The following is a 23582-nucleotide window of genomic DNA, read 5'->3' as shown; positions in this document are numbered from 1 at the left end:
GTGCGCCCCCTCGATCCGCGACTGCTCCGCTATGCCCGCGGAGCCCGGTCGGTCCTCGGACTCGGCGCGGTCATCGCGCTCGTCCAGACCGCCTGCACGCTCGGGTTCGCCTGGTTCGTCGCCCAGCTCGTGTCCCGGTCGATCGCGGGGGATCCGGTCGAGGAGCTCCTGCCGTCGCTCTGGCTGCTGATCGGCATCGTGGTGGTGCGTGCCGGGACCGTCCTGGCATCCGACTCGGTGAACGCCCGTGGCTCCGCGATCGTCCGCAGTCAGTTGCGGCGGGCCCTCGCGGGCGCGTTCGAGACGCTCGGGCCGGGTTGGGTCTCGCGTCGGAACTCCGCCGCTCTGACGACCGTGGCGGGCCGCGGGCTCGACGCCCTGGACGCGTACTTCGGTCGCTATGTCCCGCAGCTCATCCTCACGGCGATCGCCATGCCGATCATCGCGGCGGTGATCTTCATCCAGGACCCGCTCAGCGGCATCACGGTGATCGTGACGCTCCCGCTCATCCCCGTCTTCATGATCCTCATCGGATTCGCGACCCAGGCGGTGCAGCGGCGCCAGTGGGAGACCCTGGCCCACCTGTCGCGCGGGTTCCTGGAGCTCGTCGCGGGCATGGCGACCCTCAAGCTGTTCGGACGGCAGCACCGGCAGGTGCAGCGGATCCGAACCGTCACCGAGGAGTACCGCGTCGAGACCATGAAGGTCCTGCGGTTCTCGTTCGTGAGCGGCTTCGCCCTCGAGCTGCTGTCGAGTCTCGCGGTCGCCGTGGTCGCGGTCGGCATCGGCCTGCGGCTCCTCGACGGCTCGCTCCTGCTCGGAACCGGGCTCTTCGTGCTGATCCTGGCCCCGGAGGCCTTCCTGCCACTGCGGAACGTCGGTGCGAACTACCACGCGGCCGCGGAGGGCGTCACCGCCGCCGACGAGGTCTTCGAGATCCTCGACGAGGCGAAGGCCGTGCGCGAATCGCCGTCGGCTCCTGATCAGGTCGGCGATTCTGCAACGGCCGGCGACTCCGCTCGCCGGACGTCTGGCCTGGTACTCGACGGTCTCGGCGTGCAGTACGACGAGCTGCGGGTGCTGGACGGCCTCGACGCGACGTTCACGGCCGGCGTGTTGACGGCTGTCGTCGGCGCCAGCGGAGCCGGGAAGACGAGCATGGCGTCGGCGATCCTCGGATTCGTGGACGCCACCGGATCGATCCTGCACGACGGCGGACGCGTGCCGCCCAAGCCTGGTGGAAAGCGCTGGCTGTCGTGGGCGCCGCAGCGTCCGCTCCTCATCGCGGGGACGGTCGGGAGCAACGTCGCGCTGGGCGATGACGCACCCGACGAGGCGCTCATCGTCGAGGCGTTGTCGGCACTCGGGCTGTCCGCGCTGCCGCTCGGACACCCCATCGGCGCGGTCGGCGACGGCGTGAGCGGTGGGCAGGCGCAGCGGATCGCGATCGCGAGGGCCCTCTATCGACTGCGGCGCACCCCGGCGGATGCCGGAACGCCGGTGCTGCTGCTCGACGAACCGAGTTCGGCGCTCGACGCCGCGTCCGAGGCGTTCGTCATCGATGCCGCGCGCGACGCCGCTCGGGCCGGGGCGGCCGTCATCGTCATCACCCACCGACCGTCGATCGTCGAACACGCGGATGCCGTGCTCGAGATCCGCGTGCGGTCGGAACGCGTCCAGGACGACGAGGTGATGCTCCATGGATGAGCGCGTCCGACAGATCGTCCGACTGGCGCAGCCACCGGCTCGCCGCTTCGTCCCTGGACTCCTGGCCGGCATCCTCTCCGCGGGGGCCGCCGTCGCCCTCCTCGCTTCGAGCGCGTTCCTCATCACGAAGGCCGCCGAGCAGCCCTCGATCGTCGAGCTGGGTGTCGCCGTCGTCGGGGTGCGCGCGTTCGCGCTGGCCCGGGCGTCCTTCCGGTACCTCGAACGCCTGCTCAGCCACGATGCTGCATTCCGTCAATTGGCGCAGCTGCGCGCCGGCATCATCGAACGCGTCATCCCGGTGGCTCCCGACGGACTGCAGCTCACCGGGCGGGGCGACCTCCTCACCCGCCTGGTGACCGATGTGGACGAGCTGCAGAACGTGCCGTTGCGGGTCGTCCAACCACTGGTGGTGTCCGGTGTCGTCGCCGGAGCCTCCGTCATCCTCACGACCGCGCTGCTCCCGGCCGCCGGGATCGCGCTCGCGGTCTGCCTCGTCGCGGCGTTCCTCGTCTCGTGGTTGCTCGTGAGTCGGGTGGCGGCGCGCGCCGAACGCGAACTCGCGCCGCTGCGCGGTGCGCTGTCGGAAGCCCTGCTCGAGCTCGTGACCGGTCTCGACGTGCTGACCGCCTACGGTGCGGTCGATGGCGCGCGGGCACGGATCGAACATGCCGACGCGGCACTCACGCGCGCGACGGTGCGGCGGGCCGCGGGCGCCGGGGTGGCCGGCGCCGTCCTCTCCCTGGCTTCCGGGGCGTCCGTCGTCGCGGCGCTCTGGGCAGGCATGCCTGCACTGGGAACGATCGGCGGCCCGGCGCTCACCGTGATCGTCCTCGTCCCGCTCGCCGTGTTCGAGGTCTGCGCGATGGTGCCGCTCGCGTTCGGGGCCTGGCGGGAAGCGGTCGCGAGTGCTGAGCGGGTGGCGGACGCTGTCCCGAGCGAGCGCCCACGCGAGATCCCGGACGAGGACTCCGGCAGCATCCTCACGCCGACCTTCGACGGCGTCATGCTCGAGGCAGAGAACCTCAGCGCACGGTGGCCCGGGAGTGCGGCGGCGGCGCTCGCACCGATCAGCTTCCGACTGTCGGCCGGCGACCGACTGCTCGTCGAAGGCGACAGCGGAGCCGGGAAGACCACCCTGGCGCACACCCTCGTCCGCTTCCTCGAGTACGAGGGTGGGTACCGCGTCGGCGGCGTCGAGGCACGCGACCTCCGTCCGGACACGCTGCGCGAGTCGATCGGGCTCGTCGAGCAGCGTCCGTTCCTCTTCGACGCAGACATCCGCCAGAACCTCCTCTTCGCGAGGGACACGGCCGACGACGCGGAGCTCGAGGCCGTACTCGAGCGGGTCGGGCTCTCGTCCTGGCTCGCCGAGCGTGGCGGACTCGACCGCCCGGTGGGGGAGCACGGCGCGCTCGTCTCCGGGGGGCAGGCGCAGCGCATCGCCCTCGCCCGTGCGCTCCTCCGCGAGTTCCCCGTGCTCGTGCTCGACGAGCCGACCGCCAACGTCGATCCCGAGCGTGCGAGCGCTCTGCTCGAAGACCTGCTCGGTGTCGCGGGTTCCGAGGGCCGTGCGGTCATCGTGATCTCGCACACGCCGGTTCCCGACGACCTCGTGACCGGTCGCCTCCGGATCGTCGCGCCGCCGATCGCGGCCGTCGGCTGATGCGATCCACCGGAGCACGCCGGCAGGTCGTCCTCCCGGCCTGGTCCGAGCCGGAGGACGTCTACCGACGCGTGTTCGCTGACGAGCCCTGGGCGGCCTGGTTGGATTCTGGCCAGGGCGCCCGGACCGGCGTCAGTCTCATCGGACGCGGGACCGAACGCCTCGTCGCGGACGTCCGGCTCGGCACGGTGGAGCGCGTCAGCCAGGTGTCCGCCTCGGTCGACCGGACGACGATCCTCGACGCCCTCCGTACCGTGCGTGCGGACGCCGACCCGGGCGATTGGGTCGGGTGGTTCGGCTACGAGTCGGGGGCAGGGCTCGTCGGGGTTCCTGCACACGCGGCCGCCACCCCGGATGCGCTCTTCCTGCGCCTCGACGACCAGGTGCGGTTCGACCATGCGGCGCGCACGGTGACGATCTCGTCGGACGATCGCGACTGGATCGCGACGACCGTCGAGCGGCTCAGCACGACGGCCGAGCCTCCTCCCGTGGCCGAGGCTGCCGGCGGGGTCTGCGCGCCCCGCCACAGCGACGCCGCATACGTGCGGCTCGTCGAGCGGTGCCAGGAACACATCACCCGTGGTGACGCCTACCAGTTGTGCTTGACGAACCTCCTGCGCATCGACGGCGTCCACGACCCGCTCGCGACCTATCTGCGGCTACGCAGGACGAGCCCCACGCACCACGGCGGCTTCGTCCGGTTCGGTCCGATCAGTCTCGCGAGCGCGTCGCCGGAGCAGTTCCTCGAGGTCTCGGCCGACGGCCGCGTCAGGACGAAGCCGATCAAGGGGACCCGGCCGAGAGGTGCCGATCCCGAGGACGACGCCCGTCAGCGCGCCGATCTGCTGGCGAGTCCCAAAGAGCGCGCGGAGAACCTCATGATCGTCGATCTGATGCGGAACGACCTCTCCCGGGTCTGCGAGCTGGGTTCCGTGGCGGTGACGGCGATCCACCACGTCGAGAGTTACCCGCAGGTGCACCAACTCGTCAGCACCGTCGAGGGACGGTTGCGCGCAGGGCTGGACGCACTCGACGTCGTCGAGGTCGCGTTCCCGGCCGGATCGATGACCGGGGCCCCGAAACGACGGGCGATGGAGCTGCTGTACGACCTCGAAGCGGGACCGCGCGGGGTGTACGCCGGTGCCTTCGGCCTGCTGTCCGCGGACGGATCGATGGACCTCGCCATGGTCATCCGCTCGATCGTGATCGATCCGCAGGGTGCGTCGATCGGCACGGGTGGTGGGATCACGGCGCTGTCCGACGCCCGGGAGGAGCTCGAGGAGACGTGGACCAAGGCGGCGGCCCCGCTGGCGGCACTCGGCGTCGGACGTCCGCCTGTCGAATCCCGGTAGGCTTGACCGTTGGACGGAGCGCCGTCGTGCGCTCCAGCCCGTCCATCCTGCGGCCGAGCGCCGTGCGAGCAACCCACGGGATTCCACCCCCAGCACCTGCAGTGATTGAGAGTGACGTGTCAGACGAGCGCAACACCGACGACCGCCGAGACGGCGAGCGGTACGACTTCCAGGCGATCCAGGAGAAGTGGCTTCCCGTCTGGGACGAGCTGAAGCCCTTCGCAGCGGGCGATCCCGCCGACAAACGTCCGCGCAAGTACGTGCTCGACATGTTCCCCTACCCCTCGGGCGACCTGCACATGGGTCACGCCGAGGCGTTCGGTTTCGGCGACATCGTCGCGCGGTACTGGCGTCACCAGGGCTTCAACGTCCTGCACCCGATCGGCTGGGACTCGTTCGGTCTCCCCGCCGAGAACGCGGCCATCCAGCGCGGTGTCGACCCGCGCGAGTGGACCTACGCGAACATCGCGCAGCAGAAGGCCAGCTTCCGTCAGTACGGCCCCTCGTTCGACTGGGACCGCGAGCTCCACACGAGCGATCCCGAGTACTACCGGTGGAACCAGTGGCTGTTCCTCCAGCTGTTCGAGAAGGGCCTCGCGTACCGCAAGGCGAGCCCCGTCAACTGGTGCCCGAACGACCAGACCGTGCTCGCGAACGAGCAGGTCGTCGACGGACACTGCGAGCGCTGCGGCGCCGAGGTGACGAAGAAGAAGCTCACCCAGTGGTACTTCCGCATCACCGACTACGCGGACCGCCTGATCGACGACCTCAACCAGCTCGAGGGCACCTGGCCGGCCAAGGTCCTCAGCATGCAGCGGAACTGGATCGGTCGATCCAACGGTGCGGACGTCTCGTTCTCCATCGAGGGTCGTTCAGAGCCGGTCTCCGTGTACACGACCCGCCCCGACACGCTGTACGGCGTGACGTTCATGGTCGTGGCGCCCGACTCGGAGCTCGCAGCCGAGCTCGTCGCCGACACCTCCGACGAGGTCAAGGGGCGCTTCCAGGCCTACCTCGACAGCGTCAAGGGTGAGAGCGAGATCGCTCGGCTCGCGACCGACCGCCAGAAGACCGGCGTGTTCCTCGAGCGCTACGCGATCAACCCGCTGAGTGGCGAGCGCTTGCCGATCTGGGCGGCCGACTACGTCCTGGCCGACTACGGTCACGGGGCGATCATGGCGGTTCCCGCGCACGACCAGCGCGACCTCGACTTCGCGCGGGCGTTCGACCTGCCCGTGCGCGTCGTGGTGGACACCACCCAGCCCGTCACCGGTGCCATCCCGATCATCGTCGACGGTGAGCTGCCGGAGGACCTCCCGTCGATCGATCCCGCCAAGACGGGTGTCGCGCTGACGGGCGACGGTCGCCTGACGAACTCCGGCCCGTTCGACGGCCTGAGCAAGGCGAACGCGATCCCGAAGGTCACAGCTGCGCTCGCATCGAGCGGCCTCGGCGCGAAGACGAAGAACTACCGCCTCCGCGACTGGCTCATCTCGCGACAGCGCTACTGGGGCACGCCGATCCCGATCATCCACTGCGATGCCTGTGGCGAGGTGCCGGTCCCCGAGGACCAGCTCCCCGTGCGGCTGCCGGACGCCGCGGGTCTCGACCTGCGTCCGAAGGGCATGAGCCCGCTCGCGGCGGCAGAGGATTGGATCAACGTGGACTGCCCGTCGTGCGGGAAGCCTGCGAAGCGCGACTCCGACACGATGGACACCTTCGTCGACAGCTCGTGGTACTTCCTCCGGTTCCTGAACCCGACCTCCGACGAGATCGCGTTCGACCCGAAGGAGGCCGACAAGTGGGCCCCGGTCGACCAGTACGTCGGTGGTGTCGAGCACGCGATCCTGCACCTGCTCTACTCGCGGTTCATCACGAAGGTCCTGTTCGACCTCGGCAAGGTCGGCTTCACCGAGCCCTTCAGCGCGCTCCTCAATCAGGGCATGGTCATCCTCGACGGTTCGAAGATGAGCAAGAGCAAGGGCAACCTGGTGGAGTTCGCCCAGGAGCTGCGGTCGTACGGCGCCGACGCCCTGCGCGTCACGATGGCGTTCGCCGGTCCTCCGGAGGACGACATCGACTGGGCGGACGTCTCGCCGGCCGGTTCGGCCAAGTTCCTGGCTCGCGCCTGGCGGGTCGCGCACGACGTCACCAGCTCACCCGACGTCGCCTGGAAGGACGGCGACGAGAAGCTGCGGAAGGTCACGCATCACTTCCTCGCGGAGGCTCCAGGGCTCATCGAGGCGGGCAAGTTCAACGTCGTCGTGGCACGGCTCATGGAGCTCGTCAACGCGACGCGGAAGGCGATCGACGCCGGGCCCGGCGCGGGCGACCCCGCCGTGCGAGAGTCCGCCGAGGTCACGGCCATGGCGCTCGACCTCTTCGCACCGTTCACCGCCGAGGACATGTGGGCCAAGCTCGGCTACCAGCCGTCCGTCTCGCTGGTGCCGTGGCGGAAGGCCGACCGGTCGCTGCTGGTCGAGGACCAGGTGACCGCGGTGGTCCAGGTCGACGGCAAGGTCCGCGACCGGCTCGAGGTGTCGCCGAAGATCTCCGGTGACGAGCTCGAGCAGCTCGCACGCGCGAGCGCGGCCGTGCAGCGTTCCGTGGGTGACCGCGAGATAGTCAACGTCGTGGTGCGTGCCCCGCGTGTGGTGAGCATCGCCACGAAGGGTTGATGCGGTTCGGGGCGGGCCCTGTGGCCCGTCCCGAACACGCTCGGAGCGCTCGGGGACGACCATCGAGTCGGACCCCGTGTCCCATCCGACGGCAGGGTGTTCTCGGATCGCGTCCCGACCGCTTGCCTGTGCTTCCTCGATAGCATGACCGGGTGACCGCTCTCTCCCCATCAGTACGAGCGCTCCGCGTGTTCCAGATCCTGTGGGTGATCGGCTTCCTGATCGGAACGACCACGCACACTGCGGATCTGATCCTCGGAGGGTTGGACGTCTATGGCGGCTTCCCGCCCGGCGTCCGGCTGTTCTGGGTGACACTCACGGTCTTGGACCCCATCACCGCGGTGCTGATCATCCTTCGACGGCGCTCCGGCATCGTGCTCGGCATCGCGGTGATCGTCGCCGACATCGCCGTGAACTGGACCGTCTTCGTTCTACTCGGCGGACTCTCGTGGTTCGGCGTCATCAATCAGAGCCTGTTCGCGGTGCTCATCGTCGTGACCGCTCGCCCGCTGTGGATCTGGTTCGGGCAGTCTTCGACGCGAGAGCGGGCTGAGCCAGCCAGAGTGGCCTGACTTCCGGTCGGAAGACGACCGGTCAACACCGAGGCGCTCGGTGAGCTGACTGCATTCTGCATCCCAGGTGAACGCGCTCCACAGGGGTCGTCGCGGTGCGGTCGGTGCCCATGGCGACGGCGAGCGTGTGGTGCGGGGCGCCCGGGCTCCTAGCGTTCGAGGATGACCATCGAACCGGAACCCACGTCCCACCCGGTGCCGTCCAGGCGTTCGTCGACGCGCCGTTTGCTCAGTGAGCTACCGCGCCCGGAGTTCCGTGCCGGCGCGGTCGTCGTGCTGGTGATCGCGGCCCTCGTCGTCGCCATTCTCGTCTCACTGTTCACCTCAGGTGGGGCGGTCAGGACGATCGGTGGGGTGGAGCTGTCGGCTGACGCGAGCGCCGTGCCCGCCGCCACACCGGGATCGACCGCGCCCGCCGGCTCAGCGGCGGGGGAGCTGTTCATCCATGTACTCGGAGCGGTCGCGGCCCCTGGTGTCTATCGGCTGCCGGACGGGTCACGTGCGTTCGATGCGGTGGCGTCCGCCGGCGGCCTCCTGCCGGAAGCGGACACCAGTGCCGTGAACCTCGCACGGTTCGTGAACGACGGCGAGCAGCTCTATGTCCCCGTGGTCGGCGAGGTGCCACCTGGCGGAGGCGCGAGCGGGTCGGCTGCCGGGAGCCCGTCCGGCTCGCAGCTCGTCAACGTGAACACGGCGTCCGCGGCCGAACTCACCGCACTCCCGCGGATCGGGGAGGCCCTGGCTGCACGCATCGTCGCCTGGCGGGAGGCGAACGGACCGTTCGCCAGCCTTGACGACCTGAGCACGGTCGAAGGCATCGGCGCGAAGACCCTCGAGGGGCTTCGCGCGGCGGCGACGGTGTGACCACAGACGCGGACACCGGACCGATATCCGGGCGAGGTGAGCGCGCGATGCGGTTCCCACGCCTGCTCATCCCGGCGGCGGTCACCTGGGTCGGTGCGGCCGCCTGCAGCGCGGCTCCGACGCTGGCCTGGGGTGCGGTGCTGGTCGCGTTCGTCGTCGCCTCCGCCTGCCTCGGGTGCAGCACGGTCGTCCGGCGTCGCCGTGCGGAGTATCGCCCGGGGGAGCGCCGGACAGGGCCTGTCGTCATCACGACACTCTTGCTCTGCGCGTGCGCCGCGGCGCTGTTCGGCATGGTCGCCGCGTCGATCGCCGCACGCGCGCCTGATCGGCAGCCGGAGGCGCTGCAGGCACTCGGGAACGCTCCCGTGGATGCCGAGGTCGTCGTGACCGGTGACGCGGTTCCTACCGGGTCGGTCACGGCTGCACCCACGGTTCGGTTCGCAGCCGACCTCGTGACGGTCTCGGACGACGTGGGAGGCCTGGAGGGACTCTCGGTCCCGGTCCTCGTCTTCGCGCCGGTGCCGGCGGACCGGGCGCCGAGGATCGGCGAGCGCTGGCGCGTCGACGGCTCGCTCCGATGGAATGCACCGGGTGATGCGCGGGCAGCGCTGCTGTTCGCACCGGAGGAGCCCGAGCTGCTGGGGGAGCCGCCGGCGATCCTCGACTGGTCGGCGTCGCTCCGTTCCGGCCTCGTCGGACTCGCGTCCACCTTGCCCGGTCCGGGCGGGGAGCTGCTGCCCGGCCTCGCGATCGGCGATGTGAGCCAGGTGAGCGACGCGGTCACGGAGTCGATGCAGCGCAGCTCCCTCTCGCATCTGACGGCCGTGTCCGGTGACACTGTTCACGGTGGAGATGGGTCAGGATCGATTTGGTAGATCACAAGTAGCTCGGCAGTGCGGCGCTTGGGTCAGCACGCAGCGCAACTTCTACACCGTTCGGATTCTCCCCTCGAACAGCGGTCCGGACATGCGTCGAGGCCATGCCCAGATCCAGCTCATGGCGTCTGAAGCGAAACCGACCGAGTGGAGCGGTCCGATAGCTCTGATAACTGAATATATCGGGGGCAACTTACAGAGGGGTTGAAGCTAGAGGCTTCGCGATCAAGGGGTCGGCTCCGGCATGGCTATGGCGGTGTCCTCGTGATCGGGCTCCTACCGTGGCGGAGATCCGGGTCCCCTTGCGCCGCGCTGCTGCAGGAACCAGCGATCCTTCCTGGCCCGCAGCGCCGAAAAGAGATCTCACCTCGGCCACACTGGGAACATGAAGCTGGCGTACGGAAGAGACGATGTCATTTCTGACGTCGCAGAAGTGTTAGGCGGGTTGCACCTCGTCACCGGAACGTCAGGCATGGGCAAGTCATTGGTCATCACTGCAGCCGCCCAACTTGCGTCAGTCGACCGCGCGTCATCCGGGCCCGTCAGGCTCGAGTCGGCTTCGGGCTCACTACAACGCGCGCTCCTTGCAGGGCTGGCGGATATTTGGATTGCCCATCTGAATGAGAATCGGGCCGATGCGGCTCACCTGCTCCGTCAGCTGCGAGCAGTCGGACACCGCCTTCTAGACGCGGGGGTAGGTGCCGTCGGGAAGGTTGTGGTCGACGAACTGTTAGCGCTCGCGAAGTCGAGACTGGGGGATCAGGTCGGTGCGGCAACGATCGCGTTTGCGCAAGAGATGCTCACTGCCGAAGATCGATCACTCCTCCAACGTCTTCGCACAACTGCAGATCCGGACCTCCTCTCGTCCTTACTAGCGCTAGGCTCCGAAACCGCAGAACTCATCGGACGGCCTCTGACGCTCTACCTAGACCAAGCTGAGCGGCTCTCCACGCCTGATTGGGCCTTGCTCGCCGACCTACCTGAGCGACTGCGTGACAGCGGTATTGCCGTAGTTGTGGCCGTGAACAGCGATCTCCAGGAGGAGCAGAACCTCATCCGGAGACTCATTGCCCGAGGCGCCCGGGAGCATAGGCTGCACGCCATTCGACCGCATGCGCTTCAAGAGTGGCTGCATGCCGCAGAGATAGCGCCAAGGCACTGGACGCAGATCGACATCGTTTCGAGCCGAGTGCCGTTCGATGTGCGAGATGCCATCGACCTCCTCAATCGAGGCGACGACCTCGAAGGCCTCTCGGTCGATGGGCGTCTCGACAGCCTCGCTCTGTCGCTCTGGGAATCGTTAGATCGTGAGGCGAGGGAACATGCGATGGTGCTGTCAGCTTTGCGGGAACGGCCGTCGGACGACTGCATCTGCGCGCTCCTCGAGTGCTCGAGCGTGCAGTGGGCGGCGATACGCCAAGACTTCGTCTCGGCAGGAGTGTTCCTGGCCGATCCGGAAACTCCTTGGTTCCACGATCGGCGACGATCGTGGATTTGGGCCAACCCCGTCGGAGAGGAACAGTGTCGAGAGATCGTCTCCCGGCACATCGCCACCGCAGGACCGTTCCAGCTGACGCTTGACCACATCCCCTACTGGTTGATCTCCTTGATGGGCACCATCTGTGCGAACCCTGCGTGTTTAGACGCCGACACCGAACCGACGATCCGGGCGATCGCGCATCTCTCTAGAGAGGCGCTGGCCGTAGTCTTTGCGCTGATCGAGCTCGAGGAACGGAGCGAGGACGGGGTCGGCTTCACTGCCGTGCACTTCCTAGCTGGCCATGCCGCGACCGTGATCTCAAGTCCGGCCATTCGAGCAAGCGCATTCGAAGAGTTGCAGGCGCAGTCGCTCATCGCCACCGCGGCCAATCAAGACTTCGCAATCGCGGCGCTCAGCCTTCCGACGCAGCTTGCATATGCGGCCGTGCTTGGCCGAATCAGGGACTCCTTTCACAGATACCCACAGCCGCAAGTCGCCACAGCGGCGTTTGAGACTGTCTTGCGTCCGGCAGCACCCCAGTTCGAACACGGATTCATCGGGATCGGGGCCGCCCGACCACAATCACAGTTCTCGGAACTGGCCCGCAAAGACACTCATGATCAGCTGGTCGCCATCGCCATCTCAGGTAAAGCGGATGACCGACCTTTCGCCGCGGCGATGAGCTTCACGACTGTCCATGAACGCGACCAGGCTACGCGAGCCCTCACCAATCTCAGACGCAACTTCTTGGACAAGGAGCTGATCGTCGAGTCCGTCGTGTCGTTACCTGGGCCGCCGCTGCGCTCCCGGCGCTACGCTCTCCTTCGGGAACTCATCGCAAAACACTTGCCCGATAGCGCCATCGACGTCAACGAAGAGCGGCGCCTGAGAGTGGCGCTCACGGAGGCTCTGAGATTGGGGATGTCGCCCATCGAAGCTGCCGTGACCGGGCACACGGAGGCCTTTTCCATCCTCACCGCGGAGTTCAGTGATTCTGTTCTCGACTTCCATATCTCGGGCGGTGAGGCGAGATACTCCACCATTGAGCCGTCTGTGGAACTCTCCAGAGGCCCCTGGGTGGAGCTACAGCTGCGCGCCGTAGGAGCACTTCGCCCGGGAGAACGCCTTGGCAGCACCCACTACCGTTTCGCCAAGAGCGACATTGTCACCATGTCCGCGCTGATGGAAGAAGTCGAATCATCCTTCTCGGATTCACTGTCATCAATGAGTCGCATGCAACCAACAACTATCATCGCTGTTGACGAAGTTCGGGCGCACGTCATGCACATGCGCAGCCTCATCCGGGAGGATACTGCTCGACTTCGCCAAGCAGGTCTACCCATCAACTGGGACCTGCCTGCGCGACGCACGCTAATCACTCTTGCGCGGGATAGAGAGCTCTTCGATTCCTCACTCAGCGCGGTAGTGCATCACTTGAAGGCAGATGAAGACACGGTCGAGGGCGCCCTTGTGGAACGGATACCCGATGACGGTTCATGGCATCGCGAGACCGTCCTGACCGAGGTATGGGGGACTGGCTCCGAGCAGCTGTCGAGCACATCCGACGGCCAGGCGGAGGATGTGCTAGCTCAGCTCATGAGCTTCCAGCCGTATCGGGATGTTCGAATCGTCGAGTCCCGTCCCCGTCCAGACGCTTCTGCGGCCGGCCAAGATCCTAGCAATTAGATCTGAGTCAGGCAGTCTCAGCAGAAGTGAAGTTAGTCGCTGAGACCATACGGATAATACTGGGCGAACGAGAGCAGATACCGAGAATTGCCCATATTATTGTTAGTCTGCTTCAAGCGGTAGCGGCTCATGTTTAGCCACTCTTCGTGATCGTCCATGAGGAGATCCCAGGCTTCGCCACCGCCGTCCCCAGCGCGCATATTGAACTTCACCTTAGTGACGCCGGGTTCTGGAACCGGGAGGAAATCCGTGAACTTGATCATAGTTCTATTTCGTCCAATCGCAATGCTGGTATCGGGTGTGAATCATAGGCGTTTTGCCGGATATCAGGGCGCTACGATGACGGATGAGGCGCCCCTTAGTCGCCTCGCTAAATGCCCTCAACGCGAGCCGATCTCGAACCTGCCCCTCTTGAGAGCTCGATCGAGAAGGGCCTCGGATCGTGACCTCAGCACGGATGCTGGATCTCGGTCGAGAGGAGCTATTAGCCCCTGCATCTCCCAAGTTAGCGCAGCGGCTTCATCCGAAAGCAGACACTCGGCATGAATCTCGCTCACCGACTTCGTTGCGCGAAGTTCTGCCCAAGTGCCGGCGTCTTCTGCAGACAGAACGATTATATTAGCCAGCCTGTTTGACGAGCGGCTACTCTCGAGGCCGGCGGACTCAAGCTCCTCCTTTGAATAAAGAGTCGAGTGGCTTGGGCTGTTTCCAATCGGTGTGCCAGAAAGGAGAGAGCGTATCTCGGGTTTCCGCATGAGTAGATCGAAGCCGAGCGTGATCGCAGAACCGCCGCGGCGTAGCTTTGTCGAAAAGACCGCTTCATCGATTGGTTTTCGAACAGCCAAGGCTTGAGATACGGCGCCCCCAGTGATCATCTTTACAAGCCGAGTGATATATGAATCCGGCTTGCTCTGATATTCCTCGGCGAACGTGGATTCCCAAAGCCATATCTCAAGTTCTCGACGATCGAAATTGGGCGAATAGAAGAAAACAGTGAATAGGAGGAGTCTCTGCACTTCGTAGGGCACGTCAGATAGCTGTCGCATTCCGAAGTCGCGAATAAAGCTCTCGACTTTGTCTAAGGCGTCTTGCATCGCGGACACTTCGCTGCTCAGGCCACCGGCATTCCGCGAGCGTCTCTCGAGTTGCAGAACGTCTCTTGAATCGAGGGAGAGGCCCGCGGAGATCGCGAGGCAGCGGATAAGGAACTCGTCTGTCACGTCCTCGAGCGCGCTGCCCTGATAGCGCGCAGCGAACGATGCGAAAGTTTCCTCGAGGTCGAAGTTAGATTGCCATGTGAGAGCCCGCACAAAATCGACCGTCGAGAGTGCCGTTCCGCTGCTGTTTACCCGTCGAAAAACCTCGACGACGTCTTCGAGCGTCGTGTTTGACAGCGCGATGATTGGGATCTGGTACTCCTGGAAAGTCGTGTACAAGTCCAGAACTCGCGCAAGAAGCTCTTCCCCGTCTTCCAAGGCTACGACGGTTGCCTGAATTTGCAGGAAGCTACGACTATCGAACAGGGATGCTATCGGGACGAACCACGGTTCGATCCGGCGGACCGAAGACGAGTGGCCAAACGTCTCCCCGCGGAGGTCGTAGTGCATGTCGTAGACCGTATTCGCGGACGGGTTTCTCAAACAGCCGTAGAGACTTGACAGCCGCTGAGCGCCGTCCAGAATGACCTCGAATGAGGTCAGGCTCTCGTCAGCACTTGGGAACGCATCCTCGCGGTATCCCGAGAAGTAGTCGTCTTTCGATTCGACGCGCCAAGTTAGGACGCTGCCGATCGGATACCCCTTCTTGATGCTCCCCAGCAGTTCGACAACGTTACTCTCTCCCCACACAAAATCGCGTTGAAAACGAGGAATTCGCAACGATGTTCGATCAATAAGTCGAAGAACTGTGTTCAGGTACTGGGCGCGTGGTTCAGGATTCTGCACTGGGTTTTCCGTCCAATTTATCGAGCTCAGTTTTCAAGTTTACGAGTGAAGCCTCAACGTAGTGTGCCGTGTGGCCCACATAGGATGCGATAAAGTCGGGGTCGTCGAACATCCAGGCGAGCTTTCTCTTTTTCTGAGGTGTGAGTCGGTTGGTGCGCTTGAGTTCGTATAACAGGTGCGTCAGTTCCGCAAGTGTGTCCTGGAGCTTGGTCAGGACTTTGATCTCTAGGGTGACTTCGGCCTCTGAGCCGTCCGCCGCTGGGATTGGCATCAACACGTAGACGTGGTGGGCGTGGTAGCCGGAATCCTTCGCGTGATATCGCCGGTAGTTGGGTAATTGAAGTTCGTTCGCAGTGCCTTTGAGTCGATCGCTGATTTCGGTAACTGCATCCGCGAATGGCACCACGAACTTGGTGCGCACTATGTCATCCACGTAAGCGTGGGCATTTGCTACCGTCACCCACTCCGATTGCTGCGTCTCCTTGGCCTTCGCCGCTCGCTCACGAGTGGTGAGCTCGTACGGCGGCTCGCCCCGGTGCCTGTTGTCTTCGATGTTGATGCGATAAAGCTTGTCGACGAAGGATTCCCACGACTTGTAGACGTGTTTGAGTTCGTCCGTTCCGTCCGCCCAGGATTCGATGCCCCGAATCTTCCCAGCCACGGTTGCCCTCGACAGGGATTCGCGGAGATCGCTCAGTTTGTCGAAGAATGGGGAAAACCCGATCTCCATGTGAGATCGGACGGCAAGGCTCTCGTAGCTCTGGCGTTTCGCCGCCACATCTTCGCCAGTCAGCTCACCGAGCTCAACACACATGTCGGCGACAGAGAGCTTGGTATGGGGCTCTTCAGGTGCAGGCGCTGACTCTACTTCACCGATCGCCGCATCGGATGTGGCTAGTTCGCTCATTGGTCCATCATGGTCCATCCTGGGCGCGCGGGGGTCAATCGATTTGAGATTTGGTCATCGGTCGGCGTTCGGCAATGTGCCGAGCAGGGATACGGCTGTACCACCCGGCGATCTATGCGATGCCCGCCTCTCGCGCAGAGATGCCGACGTGTCGTGATCGTGCAGGTGGCCGGGGGAGGGGGGGGCGACGGCAGTTCTCTCTCCGGTGCTGACGATCGCCAACGCCGCTTGGAAGGATATGGGACGGCGCCGACCGTTACTGCGAATCAGCAGCCCGCTTGGCTGCAATCTCCGCGATTAGGTCGAGAGGGAGCGAACCACGTTGACCGACGATCCAGCGACGGCAGTTCCGCACGAGGAATCTGTTCATATCGATGTTCTCAGGAAGGTCCTCGCCGATGACAAGAAGTTGTGTTGGGGAGAGTGGAAAGGTGATCGATGTCGGCTCATGATCCGCGGTCGGGCGCCACAACAAGGCAGCTCCGTCACCGGTGTACAAGCCGTCGATCGGGTAGATCTGCCATGACCAGTCTGCGAGCTCGAGGGATGTCAGTCGTAGCGTTTCGGGGTGTTGCTGCGCGAGGAGCAACATATCTCCGAGTCTCAGTACTGATTTTTCGATGCTCCCGTCCTTCATCATCAGCACTGCGGGAACACGAACGTTGGCTCGATCGGCATAGTTTCCGCGATGAAGGTGCATGTCGAGGAACGTGATGACCGCCTCCATGTCGGAGCGTGTCACATTCTCGCCAGCACGGAGTTTTGCGAGCGCCGAGGCTCCTTCGCTCTCGATGCCTGCGTACTCATTCTCGAGGTCGTAGGCCATCACCGCGGAGTCGTAGACGTAGCTCACGACCGAGGCGTTCTCGATTGAGCTCGGATACCCCCGTCCATCTTGCACGTCAAGGACGTCGACGACACTCTTTGCGTTCGCCCAGGCGGAGATGTACCCCTTGGTGACCATGTGTGCGCGTCTCGTTTTTGAGATGGAGGGTACGTGCATGGGGCCGCTGCCGTTCCCAGAAACGTCGCCAGGAGTGTTCGTCATAACGCCAGAGTAGGCCGAGATTGATTAGTGCAGTCTGATGTTGGACGACTCGGGGCGGTTTGGTTAGTTTCGACCCCGTCGATGGCTGCTGTCGGAAGCGATTCCTCCCATCCTGGACCGACGACGAGAAGTTGCGTTGAACGATCATGATGCACTGCGGGAGCACCGATCATCGACGCCGTTGCTCCTCTGGCGCGGGTGAGGTGGGGGCGACCAGGTCTGGGCGGCTGGACACTGGACTAGACCACGACAGTAGGCGACAGAAAGCGCGCTTCGAGGTCACTCGAAGTTACCCACCTGACTCCTCAATCTTCTCCGGAACTATCTCAGGTGGGTGTGACAGATCTTGAGACAGTTGCGTGCCTGCGACGTTGTCGGTTGGTAAACGAAGCTGTCTTCAAGTATCTCTTACTCATCTGTCAAACGAGACTTCTACTCACTAGTTCAGAGATGGGTCAGGAGTTCAGAGATGGGTCAGGCATTGGCGCACCACGAGAGTATGCTCGCCTACTTCTGCGACGACGTCGATCATGTTCGTCTGGCACCCTCGATGCCGAACGGGTATCCGTGCGGCTGACCAGCGGGTGCTTGGCGCGCGCGGGAGCTCGCGATGCCGCACATCGATTAGGTGCAAGCTGGGCTACCTGGTCGCTCGGTATCTGACGGCCTCACGGTTCAACAGGTCGTACTCACGGAGCATCCCGACGATCTGTTCCACGATCCGAAGAGTGTGATCCTTGGTGTTGAGCACCGCCCAACGAACGTCGGGGTCATAGTGTTCGTACGCAGTCCTGACCCAGTCGACGGCCCGTCTTGGCTGACCTGAGTCAAGTTCCGCGAGTCGGCCTTGGAGGAATTCTCGGTCCGCCAGCGCAGCGTCGAACAGCGCCTGCCCGAAGCCGCTGACCCGGCCCCCGCGATAGATGGTGGAACGACCGAAGAGTCCTTTTGGGTCCTTCGTGCCGTTGCCGTCGCGCGGGCCGGCCACGCCGACGTAGATGATCTTGCCTTCGGACCGGAACATGTAGACGCCGGGCGTTGTTGGTGCCTCTGTCGCGACATCTGAGAACCTGGACCACGGCGTCCATGTTTCTGTCTGCTCCACCGCAGCGATGACGTCTTCGTAGACCGTCATGCTTCGTCGCCCTTTCGGTTATAGAGGTCGCCCGTTGACGGCATCAGGAACGTTCTGGCCGGGTTGACCACGATAGGTATTACCCCGGATTCCGGGTACTCGGGACGCCGGGTGTGCACATCCCACTCGTCGAGCGAGATCGGCTCCATCTGCGGGAGGACCCCCTCATCCCACAGTGCATTGAGGTCTGCCGAGGCATTGAGCTCGTCGATCAGCTCGGCTTTTGCGTTCTCGATTTCGACGAGCAGCATCTCCTTGACCACACGCACAAGATCGATGAAGAGCTGAATCGCCTCTCCGGAGAACGAGAAGTGTACCGTCATGGCAAGGGCTTGGGCGGCGTGCACATTGCCGGTGACCTCGTCGCGCTCAAGGACTGCGACCGAGTACGTCGGTGTGAGGTTGCTTTCCGAATGGGCAACGGTGCCATGACGCAGTCTCAGGAGGTTCTGGTGCTCGGCTGTGTATTCCGACGGCACCGTGATGATCGTGGAGAGGATGGGGCGAACGTAGGACTTCGTAAAGCAGCGCCCGTACGCCACGGTGGCTTCGACCACGAGGGTGCGCACGAGACTTAGTTCCGTCGGGTCCTGCGACTCGGCGTAGTGGGAGGCGATGGTTAGCGAGGTGCGCGCCAATCCGAGATCGGCGTTGAAGCCCGCCAGCTGAGCGAGCCGAATCGCGGCGGGGGAGCTGGGCGCGATGACCTGCTTGTGTTCTGGCATAGCGCCACGATATTCGAGGGCGCGTGGCGGGTCGCTGCGGCTTGGCGAGCGGCGCCTGCGGTTTGATGAGCGAATGGAGCAAAGCGCGGCACGCGAAAGGGCCCGGACACGGGGTGGGCTCGTCTGGCATTACACCACGCTCGACACTCTCGCGTTGATCCTGGAGAGCAACTCGTTGCTTGCCACAGAAGTCAGCTTCCAGAACGACATACGCGAAACCTCGACCGCGGACGCAGCGTTCAGGGAGACGCTTGAGTCGATGGCCACTTCCGGATCCTTCCGCCAGTTCGCGCGGCAAGCCTTGCGCTACCTGGATGATGAGGATCACTGGCAGCCGACGATCAGTTTTGTCTCGAACGAGCTGATCCGGAACGCGCGGTTCATCCTGTGCGCCTCGAACGATCCCGACTCGCTGTATGCGTGGCGCACGTACGCCCAGGGCGGCATCTCCTGTGCAATCGGTCTCGATCCCGACGCTGCGTTAGGTGTGGTTAGCCCGACCACAACGACCTCGCTACCGCGGATGCACCACTGGCGCTCAGTTGAGTACTCCCCGGAGAAGATTCGTGAGCACGCGCAGCGGGTTCTTGAAAGCCTTGCCAACCAATGGTCGATGGCTAGAGGCAGTGGGACCACAGAAGTGGAGGCCGATGCCGCGTTCGGGGTCATCGTGACGAACCTTGCGGAGATGCGCTCACGAGTGCGCGCGATGGCGAAGGATGCTGCGTTCGCTGATGAGGACGAGCAGCGAGTGACCGTCAACTGGTTCTCCCACGAATCAGTCATGACTACACCGAGCAGCATGGGGCCGCGTCCGCAAGTCAGGGTCGTCGCGAGTGCACGTGGCCGGTGGGGAGGGACCGTGGAACGAGCAGATCTTGCTCCCAAGCTTCCCATCCGCGCGATCCGGCTAGGGCCCGATGCCCCGGACAGTGCGGAGCCGGCAACTCAATGGCTGCTTCTCGCGAACGGATATGACCTCGACCCTAACTACGTCGACGATGACGAGCCCGGTCCAAACACGCCCCTTACCTGGGAACGCGCCGTGGTGATCGAGCGCTCGACCCACCCCTATCGCACCAGATAGCGAGACTCAGCCTCGGCGCTTGCTATGCCCGGACCAAGCCGCGACGGGCCATCAGTAGGTTCACATCCTTGGCTGTCGATTTCCGCTCGAGTTTCGCCATGATCTTCTTCTCCGTCTCGGGTGTCCAGAAGACCTGGAGGTATTCGCGAGCGCGGGTGATCGCCGTATAGAAGATGTTGTGCGTGATCGCATCCTCGTTGGCGTCCGTGATGACGATCTTGACGGATTCGTACTCAAGGCCCTGGGCGCGGTGGATCGAGACGGCGTAGGCCACCTGGAACGGCACAGAGGTGTTCGGGGCGGCATCATCGTCGTCGCTGTCCGCGAGCTCGAACACGTCGAAAGACACCACCGAATCATGCAACCAGGTGAGGTCCAGGCCCCAGGCGTCGAGTTCCGTAACGGTTCGGGCGAGTTCCACTTCGAAGCGGATCCACCCGAGCTGGCGCTCGATGCCGACGATGGTGCCCTTGAGATTGTTGTAGATGAGTCCCTTGAAACGCTCACTGTCGTTGAAGACGATGGGGTCGCCTACCTTGAACGTCGCCGGTCCCCAGCCGATCGGTGGATGCGGGTTGCTGCTTTGGAGGAACCGGTTGACGTTATTGATGCCGTATAGGCCGTCGTAGTTCAGGCAGAGGATGATCTCATCGTGCCGACGTCGTCCGAATAGTTCTGGACTGAGGGGCGTGGAGTAGTGGCCGCGCGTCATGGTCTCGGTGATGTCCTCATCAAGACTGCGAACCTTTTGCCAGAGGGCGAGCAGTTGCGGGTTGTCGGAACGCCACGGTTTGTCCAGCTCGGAGATAGAGGAACTCGGTACGAACGAGCGCACGATGCTAAACCAGTTGCCGAATTGGATCGACTCGATCTGATAGACGTCGCCGACGAGCAGGAGCAGCTTGAATTTGGTGTTGCCCAGTATCTGGAGCAGATCCTCGTTGCTTACGGTGCTGCACTCGTCAATGACGAGGACTTCGTACTCGGTGGCGGAGCCAGAATTCCAGTTGTGACTTGCGATGGTGCGAAACTCGGCGTGCTGAGTCTGCACTCGTCACCGGAGATTGTCGACGGCCGGATGGGTGTTCGCGAGGAACAGCATTGACTTTCCGTTGAAGTAGTTGGCGAGGTAATTGATCATCGTCGACTTGCCAGTGCCGGCTGCACCATAGATCAGTGCGACGCGGGATTCGCTATACAGCGATTTCAGCGCGGCAGCCTTTGTCGGGTCGTCGAGCGGTTTCTGCAGCTCGCTCATCCATTTTGAGAGCGCCGTCTCCCAGCCCCCGACGCCAGCGGTCGCGTGGCTTTTCAGCTTCTCGACGATCTGGACGACATCATTCTCATAGCCACGGATGAACACATGGCCGATTTCGACCTCCAACCAGCGAGCCTGATGCCGCGAGTTGTTGTAGAGCAGGGCGTTGTGCTGGTCGATGAGCGAGAGGACGTCGTCACCGAAGTCCTCGAGCTCGGACAGCGGCGTGTAGAGCATGCCGCGGCGATCAACGTTGTTGTTGATCCGTCGGGCGAGCATCTCATGGTCGCGGCCGGTCGGGTCGATCGCCTCCAGAAGATCCCAGAAGCGGGTTCGGTGACCCATCGGGTACGTGCAGAACGGCATCTCCTCGAACGGGATACAGCCCCATTGAAGGTGGAGGTTGGACAGCCTGCTGCAGGTGTCCGAGTTGTACTGCTTGCGAATGACGACGTTGCGCATCGACAGGAGGAGGTAGCGCAGGAGCAGGTAGCCGGGGCGGCGGTTTTGAACGACGTGGCGTGCCTCGTCGAGGGTTGGATAGATGCTCGGCGACTTCGTATCCTCCAAAACCCACGCCTTGATGCGGTCGTAGTCCGCGTCCGGTAAGTCGATGACGTCGAGCAGCGTGGACTCCGTCTGGGTGAGGTAGCGCATGAGGTTCTTGTACTCGTTGCTTGTCGTCCGAACGCGAGAGCGCGGTCCGAAGAACCGGGAGAAGTTCTCGAACTCGCATCCGCGGATGGATACCTCCCATGCCGTGATCAAGATGATCGGCATGGTTTGGCCGAGCACCTCGATCTCGTCATTGCGCAGCGTCAGAGTCGCGGCGTGCTTGTCACCAATGTCGTGTTCGGTGAAGGCGATCACGTGGTCGAACTTGCTGATGCTGGGACGGTCGGACGGGATCGCGAAAGTCACCTCGTAGTAGATCCGTCCACGCGTGAAGAACGGTCGCGTCTTGAGGACGTAGTAACGGGATGAGCGGTCGATCGAAGAATGAATGTCACGCGCGGCCTCGAGGCGTTCGGCGATCTTCTGGTGATACTCCCGCAGGGCGGGGTCGAGGTCGATCGGAAAGTCCTCGAGGTTGTGCAACACTTCGAGCCCGAACGTCTTGCTGAGGAGGTCCCGGACCCGGTGGAGGTACTCGTAGTACTTGAGCATCAAGCGCTCGGAGCTGTCGCCATCGAACGTGTAGTGCGAGGCACTCGGCTGGAGGAGCCGATAGAACCGGTTGAGGAAGCCGAGCTTCCCCTGTGTCTTCATGAATGCGAGACCGGCCTCGATGGCGGCGTAGTCGTGTTCGGTCGAGGGGTCCCGCGTGTTGATCAGCACGGCGATACCTTCGACGAGGTTTCGCAGCTGGGACAGCATGTTCTGCGAGAGCAAGGCGCGGTCGTCCGAGAGCGCGGCGATATTGTTACAGATCACCCCGTCGATACTGCGAAGGTGCGCATCGACGCTGCTCATGCTTCGCTCCCATGCGCTGACGCCGTCGTCTGTTCACCGAGCATCGCGCCTCCTTATCGCACGCCGCGAGGTCGCCGCAACGAACGACATAAGAATCGTCTCAGACCAACGCCGACACACGTGACCCTCGATCTGGTTACTCTTGCCCTGCTCTCCGGTTGCGGCCCTGGAGCGGGAAGCTGAGGCTTGGCGCTATCCAAGCCAGACGCGCTCGCCACTGCTGAACACCGTGGCGGGGCTCGCCCGTTTGAGTGCGCTGGCTTCGACGAGTGCTGGCCGAGACAGGGTATCGGCCTACGGGAAGGACACCAACACCAAGGGGTCGACTTCGAGGTCTTGAGCTAGGTCTTCTGCACTCTCGAGCGTGAGGTTGCGTTCGCCTCGCTCGATGCCGGCCAGGTAGCGCGTTGTGACGCCGAGCTTCTCGGCGAGACCTTCTTGGGTGAGGGAACGCGATTGCCGGATAGCGCGCAAATTCGCGCTAATCCGCTTCCGAGGTTCCACTCATCCAGCGTCCCGAGCGGCACTCACGACTTCCCGGCACTTATCGCTTCCGATTTCGTTGATATACGCGAATGATGTGAGCATGACGGGGCGAAAGCTCACGACGGCTCAATGCGCTGCGCGGTCCGAGAACTACCGCCGAACCCTCGCTCTCGAAGTGGAGGCTCGAGCTCACCGTCACGAGGCGAAGAGGCGAGAGTGGTCACGCTGCGCATGTACCTGACCTTCGAGGAAATGATGGCCGGCGTTCCTTGTCGCGCGTGTGGGCCGCAGATCATCGACGGACGGGGCACCTGGCCCGGGCTGTTCGAGCGGTCGCAGGAAGACGTCTATGCGCACGAAGCCGCGACGGCGGCGTTCATAACTGCGCATTCGGACTGTCACGAGGGCAGCTGCACAGTACAGGGGTCCCGCACCATGCACTGCGTGCTGTGCTGCCCGCCTCCACCGATGTCGCCTCAGGTCAGCCGAGATCTTGCGGCAGCGTTCCGGACCGTCCGCGAACCAGTGTCCGACGAGCTCGATTGGTGGGAGCTTCTGCTGACCTGCGACTGACAGGCCAAGCCCGGACGAAGCGTCGTTGGCTGGCCTGCATCTCGACCATCAGAGGAGGCCGACCGGGTTG

General features: G+C 64.0%; 19 protein-coding genes. 10 read left to right on the top strand and 9 right to left on the bottom strand.

The window, feature by feature from the left end:
• The 8 genes from cydD to QRN44_RS11185 all read left to right on the top strand — a co-directional run bounded on the left by cydD (position 1) and on the right by QRN44_RS11185 (position 12877).
• Positions 1 to 1707, top strand: coding sequence for a thiol reductant ABC exporter subunit CydD (gene cydD / locus QRN44_RS11220; protein ID WP_285039166.1), 1707 nt, complete (start codon positions 1 to 3; stop codon positions 1705 to 1707).
• The gene (gene cydC, locus QRN44_RS11215) at positions 1700 to 3370 is read left to right on the top strand and encodes a thiol reductant ABC exporter subunit CydC (RefSeq protein WP_121290976.1); all 1671 of its coding nucleotides are present in this window, start codon (positions 1700 to 1702) and stop codon (positions 3368 to 3370) included. The genes cydD and cydC overlap by 8 nt, the downstream gene beginning before the upstream one ends.
• Entirely contained in the window at positions 3370 to 4722 is a 1353-nt protein-coding gene (locus QRN44_RS11210; protein WP_285039165.1) for an anthranilate synthase component I family protein, read from the top strand. The genes cydC and QRN44_RS11210 overlap by 1 nt, the downstream gene beginning before the upstream one ends.
• Positions 4723 to 4838: 116 nt before the next feature.
• Positions 4839 to 7400: a leucine--tRNA ligase gene (gene leuS, locus QRN44_RS11205; RefSeq protein WP_285039164.1), complete on the top strand. Its 2562-nt coding sequence runs from the start codon at positions 4839 to 4841 to the stop codon at positions 7398 to 7400.
• Between the two features lie 152 nt (positions 7401 to 7552).
• Positions 7553 to 7972 carry a hypothetical protein gene (locus tag QRN44_RS11200; RefSeq protein WP_285039163.1) on the top strand — a complete coding sequence of 140 codons (420 nt, stop codon included), beginning with the start codon at positions 7553 to 7555 and terminating at the stop codon, positions 7970 to 7972.
• Between the two features lie 162 nt (positions 7973 to 8134).
• The gene (locus tag QRN44_RS11195) at positions 8135 to 8836 is read left to right on the top strand and encodes a ComEA family DNA-binding protein (RefSeq protein WP_285039162.1); all 702 of its coding nucleotides are present in this window, start codon (positions 8135 to 8137) and stop codon (positions 8834 to 8836) included.
• 47 nt (positions 8837 to 8883) lie between these two features.
• A complete protein-coding gene (locus tag QRN44_RS11190) occupies positions 8884 to 9711 on the top strand; it encodes a DUF4131 domain-containing protein (protein ID WP_285039161.1) in 828 nt (275 codons plus the stop codon).
• Between the two features lie 385 nt (positions 9712 to 10096).
• Positions 10097 to 12877 carry a hypothetical protein gene (locus QRN44_RS11185; protein WP_285039160.1) on the top strand — a complete coding sequence of 927 codons (2781 nt, stop codon included), beginning with the start codon at positions 10097 to 10099 and terminating at the stop codon, positions 12875 to 12877.
• Between the two features lie 32 nt (positions 12878 to 12909).
• Here the strand turns inward: QRN44_RS11185 and QRN44_RS11180 are convergent, their stop codons facing one another.
• The 6 genes from QRN44_RS11180 to QRN44_RS11155 form a co-directional block, all read right to left on the bottom strand.
• Positions 12910 to 13140: a hypothetical protein gene (locus QRN44_RS11180; RefSeq protein WP_285039159.1), complete on the bottom strand. Its 231-nt coding sequence runs from the start codon at positions 13138 to 13140 to the stop codon at positions 12910 to 12912.
• A 117-nt stretch (positions 13141 to 13257) separates the two neighbouring features.
• Complete coding sequence (locus QRN44_RS11175) at positions 13258 to 14820, bottom strand: DUF262 domain-containing protein (protein ID WP_285039158.1); 1563 nt, start codon at positions 14818 to 14820, stop codon at positions 13258 to 13260.
• Positions 14807 to 15727 carry a nucleotidyltransferase family protein gene (locus tag QRN44_RS11170; RefSeq protein ID WP_285039157.1) on the bottom strand — a complete coding sequence of 307 codons (921 nt, stop codon included), beginning with the start codon at positions 15725 to 15727 and terminating at the stop codon, positions 14807 to 14809. The genes QRN44_RS11175 and QRN44_RS11170 overlap by 14 nt, the downstream gene beginning before the upstream one ends.
• Before the next feature lie 256 nt (positions 15728 to 15983).
• Positions 15984 to 16775 (bottom strand): DUF4238 domain-containing protein, encoded by a 792-nt coding sequence (locus QRN44_RS11165; RefSeq protein WP_285039156.1) that lies wholly within the window; start codon positions 16773 to 16775, stop codon positions 15984 to 15986.
• A 640-nt stretch (positions 16776 to 17415) separates the two neighbouring features.
• Positions 17416 to 17910, bottom strand: a complete 495-nt coding sequence (locus tag QRN44_RS11160) for a GIY-YIG nuclease family protein (RefSeq protein WP_285039155.1) — start codon at positions 17908 to 17910, stop codon at positions 17416 to 17418.
• Complete coding sequence (locus tag QRN44_RS11155) at positions 17907 to 18635, bottom strand: hypothetical protein (protein ID WP_285039154.1); 729 nt, start codon at positions 18633 to 18635, stop codon at positions 17907 to 17909. Before QRN44_RS11155 ends, QRN44_RS11160 begins: the two co-directional genes overlap by 4 nt.
• A gap of 73 nt (positions 18636 to 18708) precedes the next feature.
• Here QRN44_RS11155 and QRN44_RS11150 point away from each other — a divergent pair, with 73 nt between their 5' ends.
• Complete coding sequence (locus QRN44_RS11150) at positions 18709 to 19722, top strand: hypothetical protein (RefSeq protein ID WP_285039153.1); 1014 nt, start codon at positions 18709 to 18711, stop codon at positions 19720 to 19722.
• A gap of 22 nt (positions 19723 to 19744) precedes the next feature.
• On the opposite strand, the gene QRN44_RS11145 is transcribed toward QRN44_RS11150, so the two are convergent.
• From QRN44_RS11145 to QRN44_RS11135, 3 genes are all read right to left on the bottom strand, one after another.
• A complete protein-coding gene (locus QRN44_RS11145) occupies positions 19745 to 20773 on the bottom strand; it encodes an ATP-dependent DNA helicase (protein WP_285039152.1) in 1029 nt (342 codons plus the stop codon).
• 3 nt (positions 20774 to 20776) lie between these two features.
• Positions 20777 to 22453: a DEAD/DEAH box helicase family protein gene (locus QRN44_RS11140; protein ID WP_285039151.1), complete on the bottom strand. Its 1677-nt coding sequence runs from the start codon at positions 22451 to 22453 to the stop codon at positions 20777 to 20779.
• 294 nt (positions 22454 to 22747) lie between these two features.
• The gene (locus QRN44_RS11135; RefSeq protein WP_285039150.1) at positions 22748 to 22957 is read right to left on the bottom strand and encodes a helix-turn-helix domain-containing protein; all 210 of its coding nucleotides are present in this window, start codon (positions 22955 to 22957) and stop codon (positions 22748 to 22750) included.
• A 198-nt stretch (positions 22958 to 23155) separates the two neighbouring features.
• Here QRN44_RS11135 and QRN44_RS11130 point away from each other — a divergent pair, with 198 nt between their 5' ends.
• Complete coding sequence (locus QRN44_RS11130) at positions 23156 to 23512, top strand: hypothetical protein (RefSeq protein WP_285039149.1); 357 nt, start codon at positions 23156 to 23158, stop codon at positions 23510 to 23512.
• The last annotated feature ends 70 nt before the right edge of the window (positions 23513 to 23582 follow it).

It is taken from the genome of Plantibacter sp. lyk4-40-MEA-4, assembly GCF_030209415.1.
GTDB lineage: Bacteria > Actinomycetota > Actinomycetes > Actinomycetales > Microbacteriaceae > Plantibacter > Plantibacter flavus_A.
The sequence above is the reverse complement of the archived record's forward strand: the minus strand, read 5'-3'. Positions and strand labels throughout refer to the sequence as shown.